Source organism: Prevotella melaninogenica, assembly GCF_018128065.1.
GTDB lineage: Bacteria > Bacteroidota > Bacteroidia > Bacteroidales > Bacteroidaceae > Prevotella.
Genome location: NZ_CP072359.1, coordinates 601,215 through 618,952, shown reverse-complemented (window position 1 = coordinate 618,952; position 17,738 = coordinate 601,215). Strand labels below are relative to the sequence as shown.

The window sequence follows — 17,738 nt, the reverse complement described above, 5'->3', positions numbered from 1 at the left end:
TTTTTCTAATAATTCCTTTCCTCATATTTGTAGAAAAAGTAGTAATTTTGTAGCGACTAATTTTCAGATGATTTCTTTTACAAAGCCCATTGAGGAAAGATGAATTGTTTTAAGGAATTCCTTTTTATATTGATGCCATTCGTATGTCTTTGCCATCAAGCAAAGGCAGCTGTTGCATTGGAAGATACCATACAGCATACACGTTCAATAAAATTTATTGATAGTTTAGGTGTCGTTGCCGATACCAGTACCGTTCTAAAGCGAGTAGGGGAACGGTCGGGCAGTGTTAACAAAACTCGTTTTGATGTGATGGCATATACTTGTGCACCACTTATTATAAACGGTCTTATCATGAAAGGGCAGAGCAGGAGTTTTCGTGGGTTAAGAAATGATTATATACCAAGGTTTGATAAAAGTTTAGATAACTATACGCAGTATCTTCCTGCAGCCGTTATGTTAGGATTGAAGATAGGGGGCGTGAAGGGTAGAAGTAGTTGGGGGCGTATGCTTGCCTCTGACGCCATGTCAGTGGCACTGATGGCGGGTATTGTCAACTCGTTGAAGTATTCTGCCCAAGTCGAACGCCCTGATGGTACTGATCTACGCTCTTTCCCATCAGGTCATACAGCAACGGCTTTTATGACGGCAACAATGTTGACGAAAGAGTATGGTTATAGGAGTCCTTGGATTGGCATTGGTGCTTATACCATAGCCTCTGCAACAGGTTTTATGCGCATGGCAAATAATAAACACTGGCTGAGTGACGTACTAACAGGGGCAGGAATCGGTATTGTATCAACGGAATTAGGCTACTATTTTACTGATTTGATCTTTAAGAAACATGGGTTGAGAACATCGAACGTAGAAGAAACTTTTGACAAGAAGCATAAACCATCGTTCTTGGGTATTAATTTCCTTATCAATGAACCGTTAGGATCATTTCGCAATGAGAAAGACGCACCCATTAAGGTATCACGTGGCTGTACCTCTGCTGTTGAGGGTGCCTACTTCTTTAATCCCTATATCGGTATCGGTGGCCGATTCTCGGTAACGCGCACTTCGGTTATCGTGGAAGATGTCAAGGCTGAAGATTATGTCTTCGATACATGGAAGTTGGGTGGTGGTCCTTTTTTCTCTTATCCGCTATCAGAGCGTTGGCTTATCGGGAGTAAACTTTTGGCATCATCTGTATTTTTTCCGAACATAAAGTTAACAGGCGATTTAATTAATTCGCACCATAGAATAGGTTTTGGTACAGGTCTTTCGCTAACATTCAGAGCTCGTCAGCATTATAGTGTTCGCTTCCTTATTGATTACAACCTCCAGCCTTATCGTACATCACTCATGCGCACTCATTTCCACTCCTTGGGGGTAGGCTCTTCCTTTGGCATTAGTTTTTAGGAAAAAGAGAACTCATAATTATGATTAGCGATAAGGAAAAGTAAAAAGATAAAGCTCAATGTTCATCACACGTAGTAGCCAAAAGAACGTAGAGACTGGATGATCAGAAAATATAAAATATAAAATATAAAAAAGACAGAGTAGCAAGTTTCCCCTGTTACTCTGTCCTTTTTTGTGTTACTTTGCCTTATCAAGCGACTTGTTAACTCGGTCGCCAAAACATGTTCTTATGTTACTATGTCTTATTTTACAAGCAACTCATCAACTTATAAACTCTCAATCACTTCACGAGCAATTTCTTGCCACCACGGATAACGAGACCCTTATGGTTCTTGCTAACCATCTTGCCAGAGAGATCGTAGGTGGTGTCGGTATTGCGTTGCAGTGTCAAGCTGTTGATACCTGTGGTACTAACCATCTTAGGAACGAAGGTTGAACCGCCATCCTTACCACCCGTCCAATAAGCGAGGTTATAATCGGAACGATAGTTCAAGCCGAAGCCTTCAGGATTACAGATATAAAAACCGTTATCGTCATTAGGACTTATCGTTATTGTCCAGTCGCTTGTGTAACCTGCTGGGAGGTTGTCAACAGGCTGAAGGGTAGCGTAGGTATTACCACCAGCATTGGCTGAGCCTTTCGGAGATGGCGAAGCGAGAACCTGCTTTGGACCCATTGCCTTATTAATAAGGTGGAAACCGCCGTAAGGATTACCTGTCAATGCCCAAAGTGCAGCATCGTCGTTTTCGTCTAACGAGGTTGCGAAGTAAACGTTAGGAGTATAGGTTCTTGATGATACCCATCTCTCCTGACTGCTCACTTTCAGACTGTACCAAGTGGTGTCAGTAGGGTTTACCACCTTCATCGGTGCTATCCATACGGCATTAACACGTACGGTAGCAGGGAGTTCTGTGATGGTCTGTTTGTCAGCTGTCAGTTCAACAAAGTCTCTGTTAAGACTTTCTGGAATTGTCACGGCACCAATCTTGGCACCATTGACAACGGTTGAATGAACAAACTCGTTGTTAAAGTAAACCTCGTAGGTCAAAGTTGTCTTCGCATCAATGAAGATACCCTCAAGTGATACGTCGCCATCCACCATCTCTGCAGGGAGAGTAAAGGTGCCGTCAGCATTGAAACGCTCACGTGGGATGAGCTCGTCAACATACTGATAGGTACCATGGCTGAGGCTGTCACCATTGAGGTTGTAGCCGTGGCGCACCTTCAGACCGCTGAAGTTAAAGCCATGTTCAGGCTTCATCTTGATAGTATAAGGCTTACCGAATGGGATGCTGATATCGTTCAGTTCTGTACCATCTTCTGCAACGACCTTACCATTGAGTGCACCTTGGTTAATCTTAACATTGTCACCATGTACGTTGAGGCGGACATCGATGGCACCACCACCATTGTTGATGATATTGTTGTTGTTGTCGATGCAACCTCCTGCATCAGCAGAGTTCCAATCCACCTTGTAACGCATACGGTAGAAACCGTGCTGAAGGTCGCTTGGAAGGGTAAATTCAGGCATAACAAGTGTGTTGCGACCATTGCCAGAAATCTCTGTTCCAGCACTGTTGAAGCCAGAATTCTCATCCTCTCCACCGAGGAAAGAGTAAGCTAACAACTCATTACCAGCATTTTGAACAATCTTACCACCTTCTACCTTTGGCTCAAAGCGACCATTGTTGTTCAAGTCAAGATAAACATAGCTATGCATCCAGATACCTTTGTACTGAACAGCTGGGCTTAGCGTCTCGCCCGGTTTAGCCAAGAACGCCTGTTTGCTGAGGTAGGTGTAGGCTGGGGTAGAAGTGGTAATGTCACCATAGACATTGAAAGATTGGTCTCCAAGGCTGATACCCTTGAGTCCACGGTCGGTACGTGTGCACTTCTGATCCTTGTTATAGTTCATCGGATAGTCCTCACGATTGGTCGTTGTGAAGGCCTCGTTGTTTACTACGATATTGTCGATATAAGCAAGGAAATCATCGGTCATGCCGTTAGTGTCTTCGCAGTCGACAACAACCACAAGGCTATGGATTTCGATACCACCAGCTCCCTTAACAGGGAAAACAGCATCTACCCACTTGTTTGGCTCAACCTCTCTCGTCGAAAGCTCCCAAAACTGCTCTGTCTCTGCGCTCTGACCAGCACGATCCGTACGCTTTCCAAGTCCGATGAGCATCGTACGACCTGCCTTTGGCTTGTGAATCATCACGTGTACGTACTTTGTCTCTTTGGTCAAAGCGAATGGCTGTTTAAGGTCGATGCGTGCACCGAAGGTGTTTGAACCAAAGCGTGAACGCTGGAAGCCCAACACATTCTCTGAATTATTTGGGATGCTCTTCAGTATCTCGTCATACTTCTTGTCAATGTTGCTTACCACCTGCACGTTTCCTTTCAGTACAGGCACCTGCTTGTTTTGGCTGCGGAAAGGCGATTTCTGCCAAGAGTCGTAGACACCAACCGACTTATAATCCTGATTTTCAAAATCTATTCTAACCTCTTGTGTGGTCTGTGCATGGAGCAAAGTGGTGCAGAACAACAAACCACAGGTAGCTAATATATTCTTTTTCATATTGTTTCTCAAGTCAAACGATTAATAAATTGCAATCTCACTCATTACAGGACAAGCCTTAGCATCCTTGATATGAACGCGTATAGCCTTAGCCTCAAAGCCTGAACCATAGCTGCTCACGGTGCTTCCGTTGAGCGGAATGATACGCTTATAGCCGATAGTGGTCTGCTTTACCTTGTTAGCAAGCGGCTTCCATGTGCTGCCATCAGTGGTATATTCGATTGAGAAACCCTTTACGCGCTGTCCGAGTCTAACGTACTCTTGCAAAGTCACGTAGCGAACCTTCTGAATGTTGTTCCATTTGAAGGTGAGGGTAACATCCTTTACGTTGTCCTCTGCTGCCCAGTAAGTGTCTGGGTTTTCGTCAATGAGGTTGTTAACAACATAGGTACGTGTTGCTCCATTGCTGCGTGTGCTGGTAGCTTCAACAGTGGCTGTCTTAGCAAGATTGGTCTTGAAGCGCTCCTTCAACATTGTTCCGAACTCCTTCAGACGGTTCACTTGGTTCTGTGGTATTCGTCCACTTCTGTCTGGAGGACAGTTCAGAATGAGGGTTGCATTGCGACCAACCGTCTCTAAATACATCTGGAAGGTGCGTTCTGCCGACATTGGCTCACAACCCGGATGCCAGAACCAGCCTTTGTCGGTGAACTTAGCATCGCTCTCACCGGGGAGCCAGAACCAGCCGTTCTCCGTTCCATACATGCCATTACGTTCAGGAGCATAGCCACGGTTCTCATTACACCAGTTGGTTTCGCCTGCCCATCCGTCTTCGTTACCAATCCAACGTGCCTCACCACCGACACCCCAAAGGATGATATTAGGGCTAAGCTTATGGATGGAATCACGGAGGTTAGGTACGTCGTAGTAGGTTGCACGGTCAATATTGATTGTCTTATTCTGACCACCATAGTAGCCATTACCACCATTTGCCCCATCAAACCACATCTCAAACTGGTCAGAACCATATTTTGCAAGCTCGGCACACTGCTTCAAGAAGACGTCCTTCACGTAACTGTCCGTACCGTAAAGACCACTGTTGCGGTCCCAAGGAGACACGTAGAAGCCATATTTCATATTCAACTCCTGTGCTGCTTTCGCAAAGAGATCAGCAATATTCACCTGCGCATTAGGGCTTGATGAGTTCATGCTTTTATGATTTGTTGTTTCTGTTGGCCACAGGCAGAAGCCATCGTGATGCTTCACAACAGCAATACCGCCCTTCATACCCGCCTCTTTCACAGCCTCTAACCACTGTCGTGGGTCAGGCTTTGCTGTTGGCGCAAAGGTATTTACATCTTCATCACCATTACCCCATTCCTTATTGGTATAGGTATTCATGCCATAATGGAAGAAGGCATAGAACTCTGTTTGTTGCCATTTCCACTGACGGTCAGTGGGAATAGGGAACACTGGGCGCGGCTCGTTCTCTGGGTTAGGAGCGATTTGCGTCTGAAGAGTCATAACGGTATTGGTCTGAGCAAAGCTCGTAGCCGATGCCGTTAAGGCAAGTGCAGTAAGCACACCGTGTAGAAATCGGTTATTCATATTAGGTTTTTTAGTTTAGCAGCACTTTTAGACGTAACTGTTTATAAGTATTTGATTGACAATGTATAGTTTAGGTTTTATTGTCATCACGAGCCACTCGAATGCCCCTGTGCTGCAATATCAAGGCACCAAGAACTCAGAAGTTGGTCACAAATATACGAATTAATTTGGAAATACGTGTAATTAGGACTATAATTTATTTTTGTGAGCATAAGTTTCTGCCTACTTATTAGTTGATTAGGTGTGTTATTTCTTGTTTTCCCGATTACTTTTTATTGCCCTGTTGTGCTGATTTTTCTTTACATTATTTCTTTGTTTCTATGTCTAAAAAGAACGAAAAATCGTCTTTTCAGTGCCCTTTGTAACTAACAGTGTGTCAGGTGATTGTGTGACCGTGTAAGAAAAGGTGCTTACTTCGACTTCAAAAGGGCGTTAGTAACAGGCTAAAAGGACATCTATTGCAAGTTAATTAGGCATCTTTTAGAAGCTAAAAGAGCATGTATTGGTTTTGAAGTGTATGAAAATAGTTTACAAACATCGTGTTGTTGGGGATAAATTACTTGTAGAAGACGTAAAGGCATGCTAATGAATAGACATAATATTTATGGTCAAACAAATTTTTTCTATGAAATATGGCGAATAATATCACTCCTTATTCCTGATGAATCGTACTTACTTGCCTTTTCTGTATTTTATCTTGCAGTTTATGCCCCTTTGTAAGACTATCTAATTTTGAATGGTCATATCATGCAAGTATAGAAGCTTTTATGCAATGTTCCAATCTATGCATTTAACGAAAGAACCATTTTAGGCGTAGGAGAAGAGGGTAGGGATGGGGATTTCATAACGATAGGGAAGATGATTTAAGACGGTAATGATACGCAAAAGTGTTAAAAATATTAAATATTGTATTTGGAACAATGAATATTTAAAAGAATATGTTTATATTTGCCATCGACTTTAAGAGGTAAACGACTCCTTATTAATATAACCTAATAGGAAGACCTAAAAGTATAAACTAACATCTATTTATAAAATAAAACAAAAACCAATTATTTATTACAGATTATGAAGAAAATTTTTACTCTACTTTCATTGTGCATGGTCGCAATGACAACTTTCGCTCAGTGGGTTTCTGCTCCTGAGAGTGGTAAGAAGTATTACATCAGTGTTGGTTCCAACAAGGTGGGTTACGTTACTGCCAATGGCGATGGCGAGAAGTTGACTTCTAAGGTAGCTTCTCAGGGTGATATTGAAAAGCAGGCTTGGACTTGTACAAAGGGTGCTGATGACAAGTGGACATTCACGCTTACGGTAGAAGGTCAGACTTGGACAATGTTTACCAATGCAGATAAGCGTCTTGCAGCAGGTACAGACCCAGGTGAAAATCTCAAGGCTTACACTGTTCTCAATCACGATGATGATCCTACTGCAGCTTATGGTGCTATTAAGATGCTTGATGGTGAGGATGCAAACTCTTACGTAAATATCTATGGTGGTCAGTATTTGGGCAGAGAGTATGGTCCTTGGGCTGATGGTGACAATGGCTCTAAGGTTTACTTTATGGAGGCTTCTGAGGTTGAGATTCCACATTGGAACTATGATTTCACTACCTTCGAAAAGGGTAACAACGATTCTCGTTACTTCATCCAGTTCAATACTGTAGCATCAAACTTCCCACAGAATGGTCCTACTGGTTTGAATGGTCTTACTGGTGAGAAGTTAATCCTCTCTGTAGATAACGATACATTGATTGCTGACTCTCTTGTTGAGGGTGACGTAAACTTCCGCTATAAGGTATGGCACGTAACAAGTTTCGATGCTGGTACAAACGAGATTGTTCTTGTTAATGAGGCTGGTCAGTACATTACATATAAGGAGTTCGATACTGAGCTTGCTGGTGGTTCAAATGCTCTCTACGTAAAGAATGAGGCTGGCGAGTGGGTACGCAACGGCAAGAGCGGTGGCGGTGTTATGAAGGGTGGCTTCATGGCTACTACAGAGCCAAAGACTCTCTACATCTTCGATAGCAACAAGGGTAGCGAGGTTTACTCTATCGGTGATAGCAGTGATAGAACTTCAAGAAACTTCCTCAACGCATGGGGTAACGTAGGATGGCACCACTTTATGGGTAAGTGGGAGGTTAACGATCCTAACAACGCCCTCAAGTTCATTCCAATCACTGAGATTTTGAGCGATGAGCAGATTAAGGAGATGGATAAGGCTACTGGCATCTCTAACGTTAAGGTACAGGAGAAGCAGGCTGACGGTTATGTTTATACCCTTGATGGTCGCTTGGTAGCTAAGAGTCTCAATGGTCTTGCTAAAGGCTTGTACATTGTAAATGGTAAGAAGGTTGTTGTGAAGTAATTCGCAATAAATAACTTAAGGGGGCTGTATCAAAAGAAAGGCGCACACGTGTGCGCCTGCCAGCAGGCTAAGATAGATGCACGACAAGTGTCATGCAATAACTTTCCACTGACACAATTTTGATGCAACCCCTTTTCAGCTTATAATCAAACATCTTTTTTTCGATTAATCTATTCTTTATATCCCATGAATATCTGTAAGAGTATTTGCGCTTCCTTACTTTTGTCGGTCGTTAGTATCGGGCAAGGTTTTGCGCAGAGTCTTCCTCGTATCAGTACCAATGAGAATGAATATTGGTATTATGTCAAGTATCTTCGTTCTAATAATGTGTTAGAAGAGAAAGGCAATCAGGCTAATTGTCGTACTGCTGTTCCACAGGTCATGAATGGTGACAAACAGTTGTGGAAGGTTGTTGCTGCTGAAGGCTTCGCTACCAATAGGAAGTATAAGTTGGTGAGTAAGAGTGGGCGTACTCTTTATATCAAGGGGACTAATCCCTCAAGCTCACGCTTTAAGGCGGCTACATCGCCTACAGATATTACAGATATTACTTCGTTCCATATCTTCCAGAGCATGAACAATAGCTTTGGTGTGGGTTCGTTTGAGTTGGCACCAGACTCTACTGGCAGCTATGCGATGAACCAAGTGGGTGAAATCAAGGTAGGACAGGAAATCGGATTATGGGATAAGGGAGACATCAACAACGTCTTGACCTTTGTTAGCAAGGATGAGATGGAGTTCCCATACTATATGCCAGTCATCTCAACAGCTGCAAATCCTGTTTATTATTACATTCAGTTTCAGACTGGTAACTGGCTTTTGAGTGCCAAGGGCGATAAGGCAACCTGCCAGACAGCATCATTGCATAATGGTAATCTTGATGACATGCTATGGCGTGTATCAGAGAAAGACGGCAAATACTCTTTTGTAAGCAAGAGTGGAAAGATACTTTATATCAACGCCTCATATCTCAACGCATCAAAGGAGCGCATTTCTAAAGATACGCTCTTCACGATGGTTGAATCAAAGAACGCATTGGGTGGCTTCGAGATTGGTAAGTCAACCTATGGTCGTAACTTTTTTAATATGTTCCAAGGTGCTGGTGAAGGCAAATATATCAGCTTCTGGGACTTGGGCGATGGGGGCAATGTAGTGTGCTTTGTACCAGCAGAAGAATTGGTTCCTGTAACAGGTATTGATACATTCAACCCAGCCAATAAATATACGCTTTGGTACACAAAGCCCGCAACTAACTGGATGACCTCTTGTTTGCCAATCGGTAATGGTCAGTTTGGTGCCACTTTGATGGGCGATGTTTCCATTGATGACGTACAGTTTAACGATAAGACCCTTTGGAGCGGTAAGCTCGGTGGTCTGACAAGCACTGCTGCTTATGGCTATTACCTTAACTTTGGCAACCTTTATATCCGCAGTCGTGGAATGTCAAAGGTGACTGACTATGTGCGTTACCTCGATATCAACGATGCCGTAGCAGGTGTGAAATATACGATGGATGGCGTAGCATACAGTCGTACTTACTTCGCAAGCAATCCTGACAGTTGTGTGGTAGTTCGTTATACAGCCTCACAGGGTGGTAAGATTAATACAACGCTTACACTGAAGAATCAGAATGGAAGAAACGTAAGCTATACCGTAGATAACAATAATCAGGCAACAATCACCTTCGATGGTCAGGTAGGTCGTCAGAATGATTATGGTGCAACAACACCAGAGAGCTATTATTGTGCAGCGCGCATCGTGACAGATGGCGGTACGATTACTAAGAATGCAAAGGGCATTATTGAGGTAAATGGTGCCAATAGCATGACTGTTTATCTCCGTGGTTTGACCGACTTCGACCCCGATGCACCAACATATGTGTCTGGAGCTAACCTCCTTGCAGGTCGTGCAACAGCGACAGTGAATGGTGCACAGAACAAGGGTTACGATGCTTTGTTTGCAGCACATAAGACCGATTATAAGTCGCTCTTCGATCGTTGTCAGCTGACCCTCGGTGACATTAAGAACAATATTCCAACCCCACAGCTCATCAGCAGCTATCGTGACAACCAGCATGACAACCTCTTCTTAGAGGAACTCTACTTCAATTATGGTCGTTACCTCCTTATCAGTTCGAGCCGTGGCGTATCGCTCCCAGCTAACTTACAGGGTATTTGGAATGACAACAATACACCAGCATGGCACTCTGATATCCATGCGAATATCAATGTACAGATGAACTACTGGCCTGCAGAGCCAACCAACCTCTCTGAACTTCACCGTCCATTCCTCGATTATATCTATCGTGAGGCGTGTGTGAAGCCTACATGGCGTCGCTTTGCACAGGACATGGGTCACGTGAATACAGGTTGGACCTTACCAACAGAGAACAATATCTATGGCTCTGGTACTACCTTTGCCAATACCTATACCGTTGCTAATGCGTGGTATTGCCAGCACTTGTGGCAGCACTACACCTACACAATGGATAAGGACTTCCTGCGTACAAAGGCTTTCCCAGCCATGAAATCGGCTGTTGACTATTGGTTTAAGAAGCTCGTGAAGGCTGCTGATGGCACCTACGAGTGTCCTAATGAGTGGTCGCCAGAGCACGGACCAACAGAGAATGCTACCGCACACAGCCAGCAGTTGGTTTGGGACTTGTTCAATAACACACGCAAGGCTATTGATATTCTTGGCGACGATGTGGTGTCAAAGACTTTCCGTGATTCGCTTGCAAGCTATTTTGCTAAGCTCGACGATGGTTGCCATACAGAGGTGAACCCTGCCGACGGACAGACTTATCTCCGTGAATGGAAATACTCTTCACAGTTTAATAACCCAAGCAAAATCGGTGTAAACGAGTATAAGGCACACCGCCATATCTCTCATTTGATGGGACTTTATCCTTGTACGCAGATCAGTGAAGATGCCGATAATACCGTCTTCCAGGCAGCACGTCAGTCGCTGATAGCTCGTGGCGATGGTCATGGAACGGGTTGGTCGCTCGGTCATAAGATTAATCTCAATGCCCGCGCCTACGAAGGTCTCCACTGTCATAACCTTATCAAGCGTGCTTTACAGCAGACTTGGGACACCGGAACAAACGAGGCTGCAGGTGGTATCTATGAAAATCTATGGGATGCTCATGCACCTTATCAGATTGATGGTAACTTCGGTTATACAGCCGGTGTAGCCGAGATGCTCCTGCAGAGTCATAATGATAAACTCGTGATTCTCCCTGCCTTGCCAACAACATTCTGGCAGAAGGGTTCTGTAAAGGGCTTGAAGGCAGTGGGCAACTTCACCGTTGACATTGATTGGGCTGCTGCGAAGGCTACGAAGGTACAGATTGTTTCAAACATGGGTACAACCTGTATTGTGAAATATACTAACGTAGCAAAGGATTATAAGGTGACTACTGCTGACGGAAAGGCGGTTAAGGCAAAGCGTATCAATGATGACGAAATCAGCTTCCCAACAGTGAAGGACGGCGTATATGTCATTGTTTCTAATACTCCAGACGCTATTGCAGCCGTAAAGGATAAACAATATGGCAACATTGCTTCCGTAAGCTATTACAGTCTTAATGGTACAAAGGCCAATCAGGCACAAGGACATGGCGTATATATCAAGCAGATGAAGTACAGCAACGGTACAACAAGCACAACGAAAGTAATCAACTAATCACAAGTTATACATCTTACCCACACTTCGGCTTAGGCTGAGGTGTGGGTTCAACTCAGCATAAATATTTACTCTCATTTATATGAAAACTATCAGAAACATTGGTCTTTTCGTATTCTTACTGACCTTAGCACCATCCGTGCTAAGGGCGGGCACATGGGGTGTGAAGCCTGAACACGGCAAGACCTATTTAATTTCAGTAGGGCAAGACACCAAGAACGTCCTTACTCCCTACAAGTATTCTTGGCAAAGAGACACGGGACTTGCGTTTGACTCTTATACCGAAGGCAATGACACACAGAAGTGGAAGCTCATTGCTGTAGCGGGTAAGGAAAACTGTTTCCAGCTTGTAAACGCAGAGGGGGAGTATGCCTTTGACATGGCACTCAATAGTTTCAACCTGCAATCTGGCTTCCCTTGTATGTGGTCGCAGAATATTACAAATCCTAATCAGCAGATTTACATCACAAAGAAAGGCAATGGCTATCAGCTGAGTGCAGTGTCTGCTAAGAACAATAAGACCTATTATGTCTCTACGGGTTCCTTTGGTGCGCGTGAGCCACTTTACTGTGGTTATGAGGATAATGCTGCAGCGGCTGTTATAACACAGTTCAAAGAGGTTCCTGCAGTGGTTATTCCTGAGGGTGCCGACTGGGAGAATGCAAAGGTCTATGAGCGTAACAAGGAGACAGCGCACGCCACCTATATGCCTTATCCATCGACAAGATCGATGAAGGCTGATGCCCAGCGTTATGATAAGCCATGGTTGGAGCCAACAGGTGCAAACTATCTTAGCCTGAATGGAACATGGAAGTTGCGTTGGAGTGAGGGTCCTAAGCCAGTGTTATTAGGTAAGGATGACTTTTGGGGTGATAACGTTAGCACTGACGGTTCAGCATGGAATGAGATCACTGTTCCTTCTTGTTTGGAGATGAACGGCTATGGTGAGCCAATGTACGTGAACGTAGACTATCCGTTTGAGGATAATCAACCGCACATCAAAATGAAGGGTGATTTGAAGAACTCTGTGGGTTCTTATCGTCGCGATTTCACCTTGCCAGAGGGCTGGGAGAACAAGCGTGTCTTCCTTCACTTTGATGGTATCTACTCTGCTGCTTACGTTTATGTAAACGGCAATGAGATAGGTTATACCGAAGGAGCAAATAACGTCAGTGAGTTTGATATAACAAAATATGTACGTACAGGCAAGAACAACGTTGCTGTACAGGTAATTCGTTGGACTGATGGCTCTTATCTTGAGGGTCAGGACATGTGGCACATGAGTGGTATTCATCGTGATGTTTACCTCGTGGCTACACCAAAGACTTATTTGGCAGACCATTATATTAAGTCTACTGTTACCCCAGGTGCTACAACGGCTGCTATGGGTAGTGCTGCCACATCAGTAGAGCTTACCGTCTGCAACCGCGATAAGACAGCAGCGAAGAAGACCGTAACTGTTACGCTCTTTGACCCAAATGGCAAGGAAATAAAGAAACTGAAGGCTGACTTTGTCTTTGCTGCTGGCGATAGCTTGAAGACACAGACCGTTGATTTTGGAACTCTTTCTGGTGTAAAGCTTTGGTCAGCAGAGACCCCAACCCTCTATACTTTCACTTTCAGCCAGTCGCAGGACGGCAATGAAGAGGAGGCTTTCTCTACTAAATATGGCTTCAGAAAGATTGATCTTAGTAAGGGTTATCTTGAGGTGAACGGCCGTCGTACCTACCTCAAGGGTGCTAACACACAGGACACTGACCCATTGCATGGTCGCAGCATCAGCACCGACCTTATGTTAAAAGACATAGCAATGATGAAGCAGTCTAATATGAATACGGTTCGTACCAGCCACTATCCACGTCATGCAAAGATGATGGCAATGTTCGATTACTTCGGTCTCTTCGTTGTTGATGAGGCTGATATGGAACTTCACAAGAACTGGGACGGACCAAAGACTATCATCAATAACACGGATTGGACAGGTGCTATCGTTGACCGTAACGTACGTAATACGCTCCGCGACCGCAACCATCCGAGTGTTGTCTTCTGGAGTTTGGGTAACGAGAGTGGCTCTGGTCTGAACATCATGGCGGCTTACAACGCTGTGAAAGAACTTGATAACCGTTATATCCACTATGAAGGATCCACACGAGATAAGGCTGAAGGCACTGATATCCACTCTGTAATGTATCCTGCTATGGATGCTTGGCGCAGCGGAACAACGGGTCCGGTGACCTCTGATGTGAACCATCCGAACACGAATAAGCCTTACTTCATGTGCGAGTATGCCCATGCTATGGGTAACGCTGTGGGCAACCTTCGTGAGTACTGGGAGGCAATGGAAGGCTCTCAGATGGGTGTTGGTGGTTGTATCTGGGACTGGGTGGATCAGAGTATCTACTCTTATGATGCGATTAAAAACAACCAATTGACAAAGAATGGATTCCCTGCTTATATCACAGGATATGACTGTCCGGGTCCTCATCAGTATAACTTCGTTAACAACGGACTTGTCAATGCCGACCGTGCATGGAGTGCTGAGCTTGACGAGGTGAAGCGTGTTTACCAGTGGGTGGGCTTCAATCTGAATAAAGACAGCCGTCAGGTGAAGTTGACGAATAAGTATCTTGACCGCAATCTCGACCAGTTCTATCTTAAGTGGACTCTCCTTGCCGACGGTAAGCCTGTACAGGATGGTATCGTTAAGAAGCTGAATTGCGCTGCTGGTGGTACTGAAACCGTTGACTTGAAGTATAACCCTACAGCCTTTGCTGGTAAGGAACTCTTCCTCAATATCGGACTTTATACGAAGGAGGCAACGAACTGGTGCGACCGTGACTATCCTGTAGCTGAGTTCCAGCAGCAGTTGGCACAGCGCACAGAGGTCCTCGATAAGGTGGATAACACAAAGGCTGATGCCCTTCATGCAACGAAGAATAGCGATGGTGGTTATACCTACGCGAACGGTAAGCAGAAAGTAACATTCGACGGACAGGGCAATATCACCCTTTGGGCATACGAGGGTAAGGACCTCTTTATGCAGAACAATGGTCCACGTTTCGACCGCTACCGTTGGATTGAAAACGATAACCCGATGGAGGCTTATGGTAATGATCCTACCGATAATGGCGTGAAGTCGCAGACAGCTACCTTCCAACTCTCTGACGATGGTAAGACGGCAACTGTGAATGTTACGCAGAACGGCAACTATGGTAAGGCTACTTATAAGTACACAATCAATGCAAACGGTACGATAGACCTCGCCAGTTCGTTTGAGGCACAGGGCAATGGCGCAAGACGTTTAGGCTTTAGTCTGAACTTCCCAGAGGAACTCTCTAAGGTTCGCTATTATGCTCGTGGTCCATTGGCAAACTATGTTGACCGTCTCGATGGTTCAGACTTCGGTATCTATGAGACTTCTGTTAAGGATATGTATGAGCCATTCGCACACCCACAGAGCAACGGCAACCGCGTTGGTCTTCGTTGGCTCACCTTCACTAACAACGAGGGAACAGGTGTGAAGGTAGAGACAGCGGGCGATGTAGCCTTCTCTCTGACTCCTTGGACAGATGCCGAGTTGCGTACTGCACGCCATGAGTGGGAATTGCCAGCAAGCAATCGCACCGTAGCTCACTTCGATGCTGTTCAGCGTGGTCTTGGTAATGCCTCTTGTGGTCCTGGTCCATTGCCACAGTATGAGATTGAAAAGGGTAAAACATACTCAAACATCGTGCGTTTCATCCCTTTTTCAGAAGCGGCAGATGATAACGCAAACGGAATCTCTGCCGTAGTAAACCCAGCAACAACAACTACACAAGTCTACGACCTCTCTGGTCGTAGACTCCCTGAAGCTCCTGCCAAAGGACTCTATATTCAGGGTGGTAAGGTTCATGTTAACTAACGCCTTGCAGTCTTCAGTGCTTATGATTTGACTGTAGGGTAGGGGCGCACGTGGTATTCTTCATTCTAAGGAATGGGTGCCTTGTACGCCTTTATATTTCAAAATGGCAATTACAATGGTTGACTAAAAATATCCTTCCCCCCATGTATGGAGCGATAATAAAGTAAGCCAAAGCTATAATAATGTGCACTTCTTTCCGTTTTCAAAGCGTGTGCGGAGGCTTAGCACATGGCGTGTTGATGGTAAACACCATTGGTGCGGAGCCTTAGTAAGCTCACTGAAGTCCTCTCTGAGGGGGGAGAAACGGTTAAACCCAAATCGTTCATTAGAGCCTAAACATATTTTGTTTTATTATCGAACAGATTGTTTGGCTTTGTAACGCAGGCGTAGCGGGCTACGTCAAGTGACAAAGACGGACAAGATGCCGATAAGCAAATAAAAGATGTTAGGAAACAATAGCATAATAATAAGAATTATACATATTGTGGTCTAATGACCGATTGGGATTAAACCCTTGTTATGAAGTAGTAAATAAAAAATATCTTTATTATGAAACAAAAAACTAACTATCTATTTCCTTTAGCCATTATCGGCTTATTCTTCTTCTCTCTTGGCTTTGCCTTGGGTATCAACTCTTATCTGATGCCAGTATTAGAGAAGTCAATGCACATCTCTGGTGCAGCTTCAAGTCTGTTGCTTGCAGCGACTTTCATACCGTTCCTCTTGTTCGGTATTCCTGCAACCCATTGTATTAAGGCAATCGGTTATAAGCGTACGATGGCTTTGTCGTTCGCTATCTTCGCAGCAGCCTTTGGACTTTTCATCCTCGCAGCGAAGCAGAACTCACTGACATGGTTCCTCATTGCGAGTTTCGTCAGTGGTGCAGCCAATGCTGTTTTACAGGCATCTGTCAATCCATATGTGACAATTCTGGGTCCGATGGATTCGGCAGCACGTCGTATCTCTTGCATGGGTATCAGCAATAAGTTGGCTTGGCCAGTGACGACACTCTTCATTACTTTGGTGATTGGTAAGGGTATTGGCGATACGCAACTCAGCGATCTTTACGTGCCATTCACTATCATCATCGGTATCTTCTTGCTCTTGGGTGTTATCGCATTGATGGCTCCACTGCCAGATGTGAAGGCTGCAGGTGAGGACGAGAGTGAGCGTGGCGATGAGGCAGCAGTCAGTTCATACGCTGACGGTAAGACAAGTATTCTGCAGTTCCCACATTTGTTGTTGGGCTGTTTGGCACTCTTCCTCTATGTTGGTGTAGAGACCATCTCCCTCGCTACGGCAACAGGTTATGCACAGTCGTTAGGTTTGGAGGGTGATAACTACGGATTTATCCCTTCTGTGGGTATGATTGTGGGTTATATCTGTGGTGTAATCTTCATTCCACGTTACCTCTCTCAGGCTGCTGCAATGCGTATCTGTGCTATCATTGCCCTCGTTGGTAGTGTGGCTGTAGCAGTTGTGCCAGACCCAGTTATCTCCGTTTATTGCATCTTCTTGATGGCTTTAGGCTGTTCTTTGATGTGGCCTGCGTTGTGGCCTTTGGCAATGGCAGACCTTGGCAAGTTTACAAAGTCGGGTGCTTCCTTGCTGACAATGGCGATGGCAGGTGGTGCTGTTATGCCTTGGTTGCGTGGTTTGGTACAGGATGCTACCTCTTTCCAGACCTCTTACTGGGTGAGCGTTCCTTGTTTCCTCTTCATCCTTTACTACGGACTCGCAGGCTACAAGATTCGTACGAAGAAGGAATAAGAGGAGGAGTTAAGGAGAGAAAGGGAGTTAGAGGAGTTAAGACAACAGCGTTTACACTTGCTTCTTTGCCTAATATAATATTCTGCTTTTCCCCTTTCACTACCTCCATATTGTAAATAAAAATCAAGTCTTAAAAATAAAAGAGCATGAATTGGCTTTCAATTCATGCTCTTTTCGCTTCTAAAAGATGCCCTTTTGCGCCCTTACTAACGCCCTTTTGAAGACCTATTAAGCCCCTGTTCTCACACGACTTTATAATTGGTTGATTTATAGGTAGTTGTATTTTTGTTTTCTTACACGTATTTTTACCCTTTATTTTAGGAGTTTAATTCAAATTTGTGTAATAATTATTCAATGTCTTATCTGCGATTTTTTCGAAGTATTAAGATGAAAAGGTTTACTGTGTAGGAGGATAAAAAAGACAGTTGACAATCTTGACTATTTTTGGAAATAACTTTACCTTTCTCGTTAAAGCGAAAC

General features: G+C 44.4%; 7 protein-coding genes. 5 read left to right on the top strand and 2 right to left on the bottom strand.

Features of this window, described 5'->3' with window-relative positions; all coding sequences use genetic code 11:
- Nucleotides 1-99: 99 nt before the first annotated feature.
- The gene (locus tag J5A56_RS02595; protein ID WP_021670623.1) at nucleotides 100-1,401 is read left to right on the top strand and encodes a phosphatase PAP2 family protein; all 1,302 of its coding nucleotides are present in this window, start codon (nucleotides 100-102) and stop codon (nucleotides 1,399-1,401) included.
- Between the two features lie 280 nt (nucleotides 1,402-1,681).
- On the opposite strand, the gene J5A56_RS02590 is transcribed toward J5A56_RS02595, so the two are convergent.
- Nucleotides 1,682-3,982, bottom strand: a complete 2,301-nt coding sequence (locus J5A56_RS02590) for a GEVED domain-containing protein (protein WP_021670625.1) — start codon at nucleotides 3,980-3,982, stop codon at nucleotides 1,682-1,684.
- A gap of 21 nt (nucleotides 3,983-4,003) precedes the next feature.
- The gene (locus J5A56_RS02585) at nucleotides 4,004-5,530 is read right to left on the bottom strand and encodes an alpha-L-fucosidase (protein ID WP_021670626.1); all 1,527 of its coding nucleotides are present in this window, start codon (nucleotides 5,528-5,530) and stop codon (nucleotides 4,004-4,006) included.
- A gap of 1,068 nt (nucleotides 5,531-6,598) precedes the next feature.
- On the opposite strand from J5A56_RS02585, the gene J5A56_RS02580 reads away from it, so the two are divergent.
- The 4 genes from J5A56_RS02580 (at nucleotide 6,599) to J5A56_RS02565 (ending at nucleotide 17,258) form a co-directional block, all read left to right on the top strand.
- Nucleotides 6,599-7,900 (top strand): hypothetical protein, encoded by a 1,302-nt coding sequence (locus J5A56_RS02580; RefSeq protein WP_021670628.1) that lies wholly within the window; start codon nucleotides 6,599-6,601, stop codon nucleotides 7,898-7,900.
- A gap of 186 nt (nucleotides 7,901-8,086) precedes the next feature.
- Nucleotides 8,087-11,587, top strand: a complete 3,501-nt coding sequence (locus J5A56_RS02575; protein WP_021670629.1) for a glycosyl hydrolase family 95 catalytic domain-containing protein — start codon at nucleotides 8,087-8,089, stop codon at nucleotides 11,585-11,587.
- 82 nt (nucleotides 11,588-11,669) lie between these two features.
- Nucleotides 11,670-15,488 (top strand): glycoside hydrolase family 2 TIM barrel-domain containing protein, encoded by a 3,819-nt coding sequence (locus tag J5A56_RS02570; protein WP_021670630.1) that lies wholly within the window; start codon nucleotides 11,670-11,672, stop codon nucleotides 15,486-15,488.
- Between the two features lie 549 nt (nucleotides 15,489-16,037).
- A complete protein-coding gene (locus tag J5A56_RS02565) occupies nucleotides 16,038-17,258 on the top strand; it encodes an MFS transporter (RefSeq protein ID WP_021670631.1) in 1,221 nt (406 codons plus the stop codon).
- Nucleotides 17,259-17,738 lie beyond the last annotated feature (480 nt).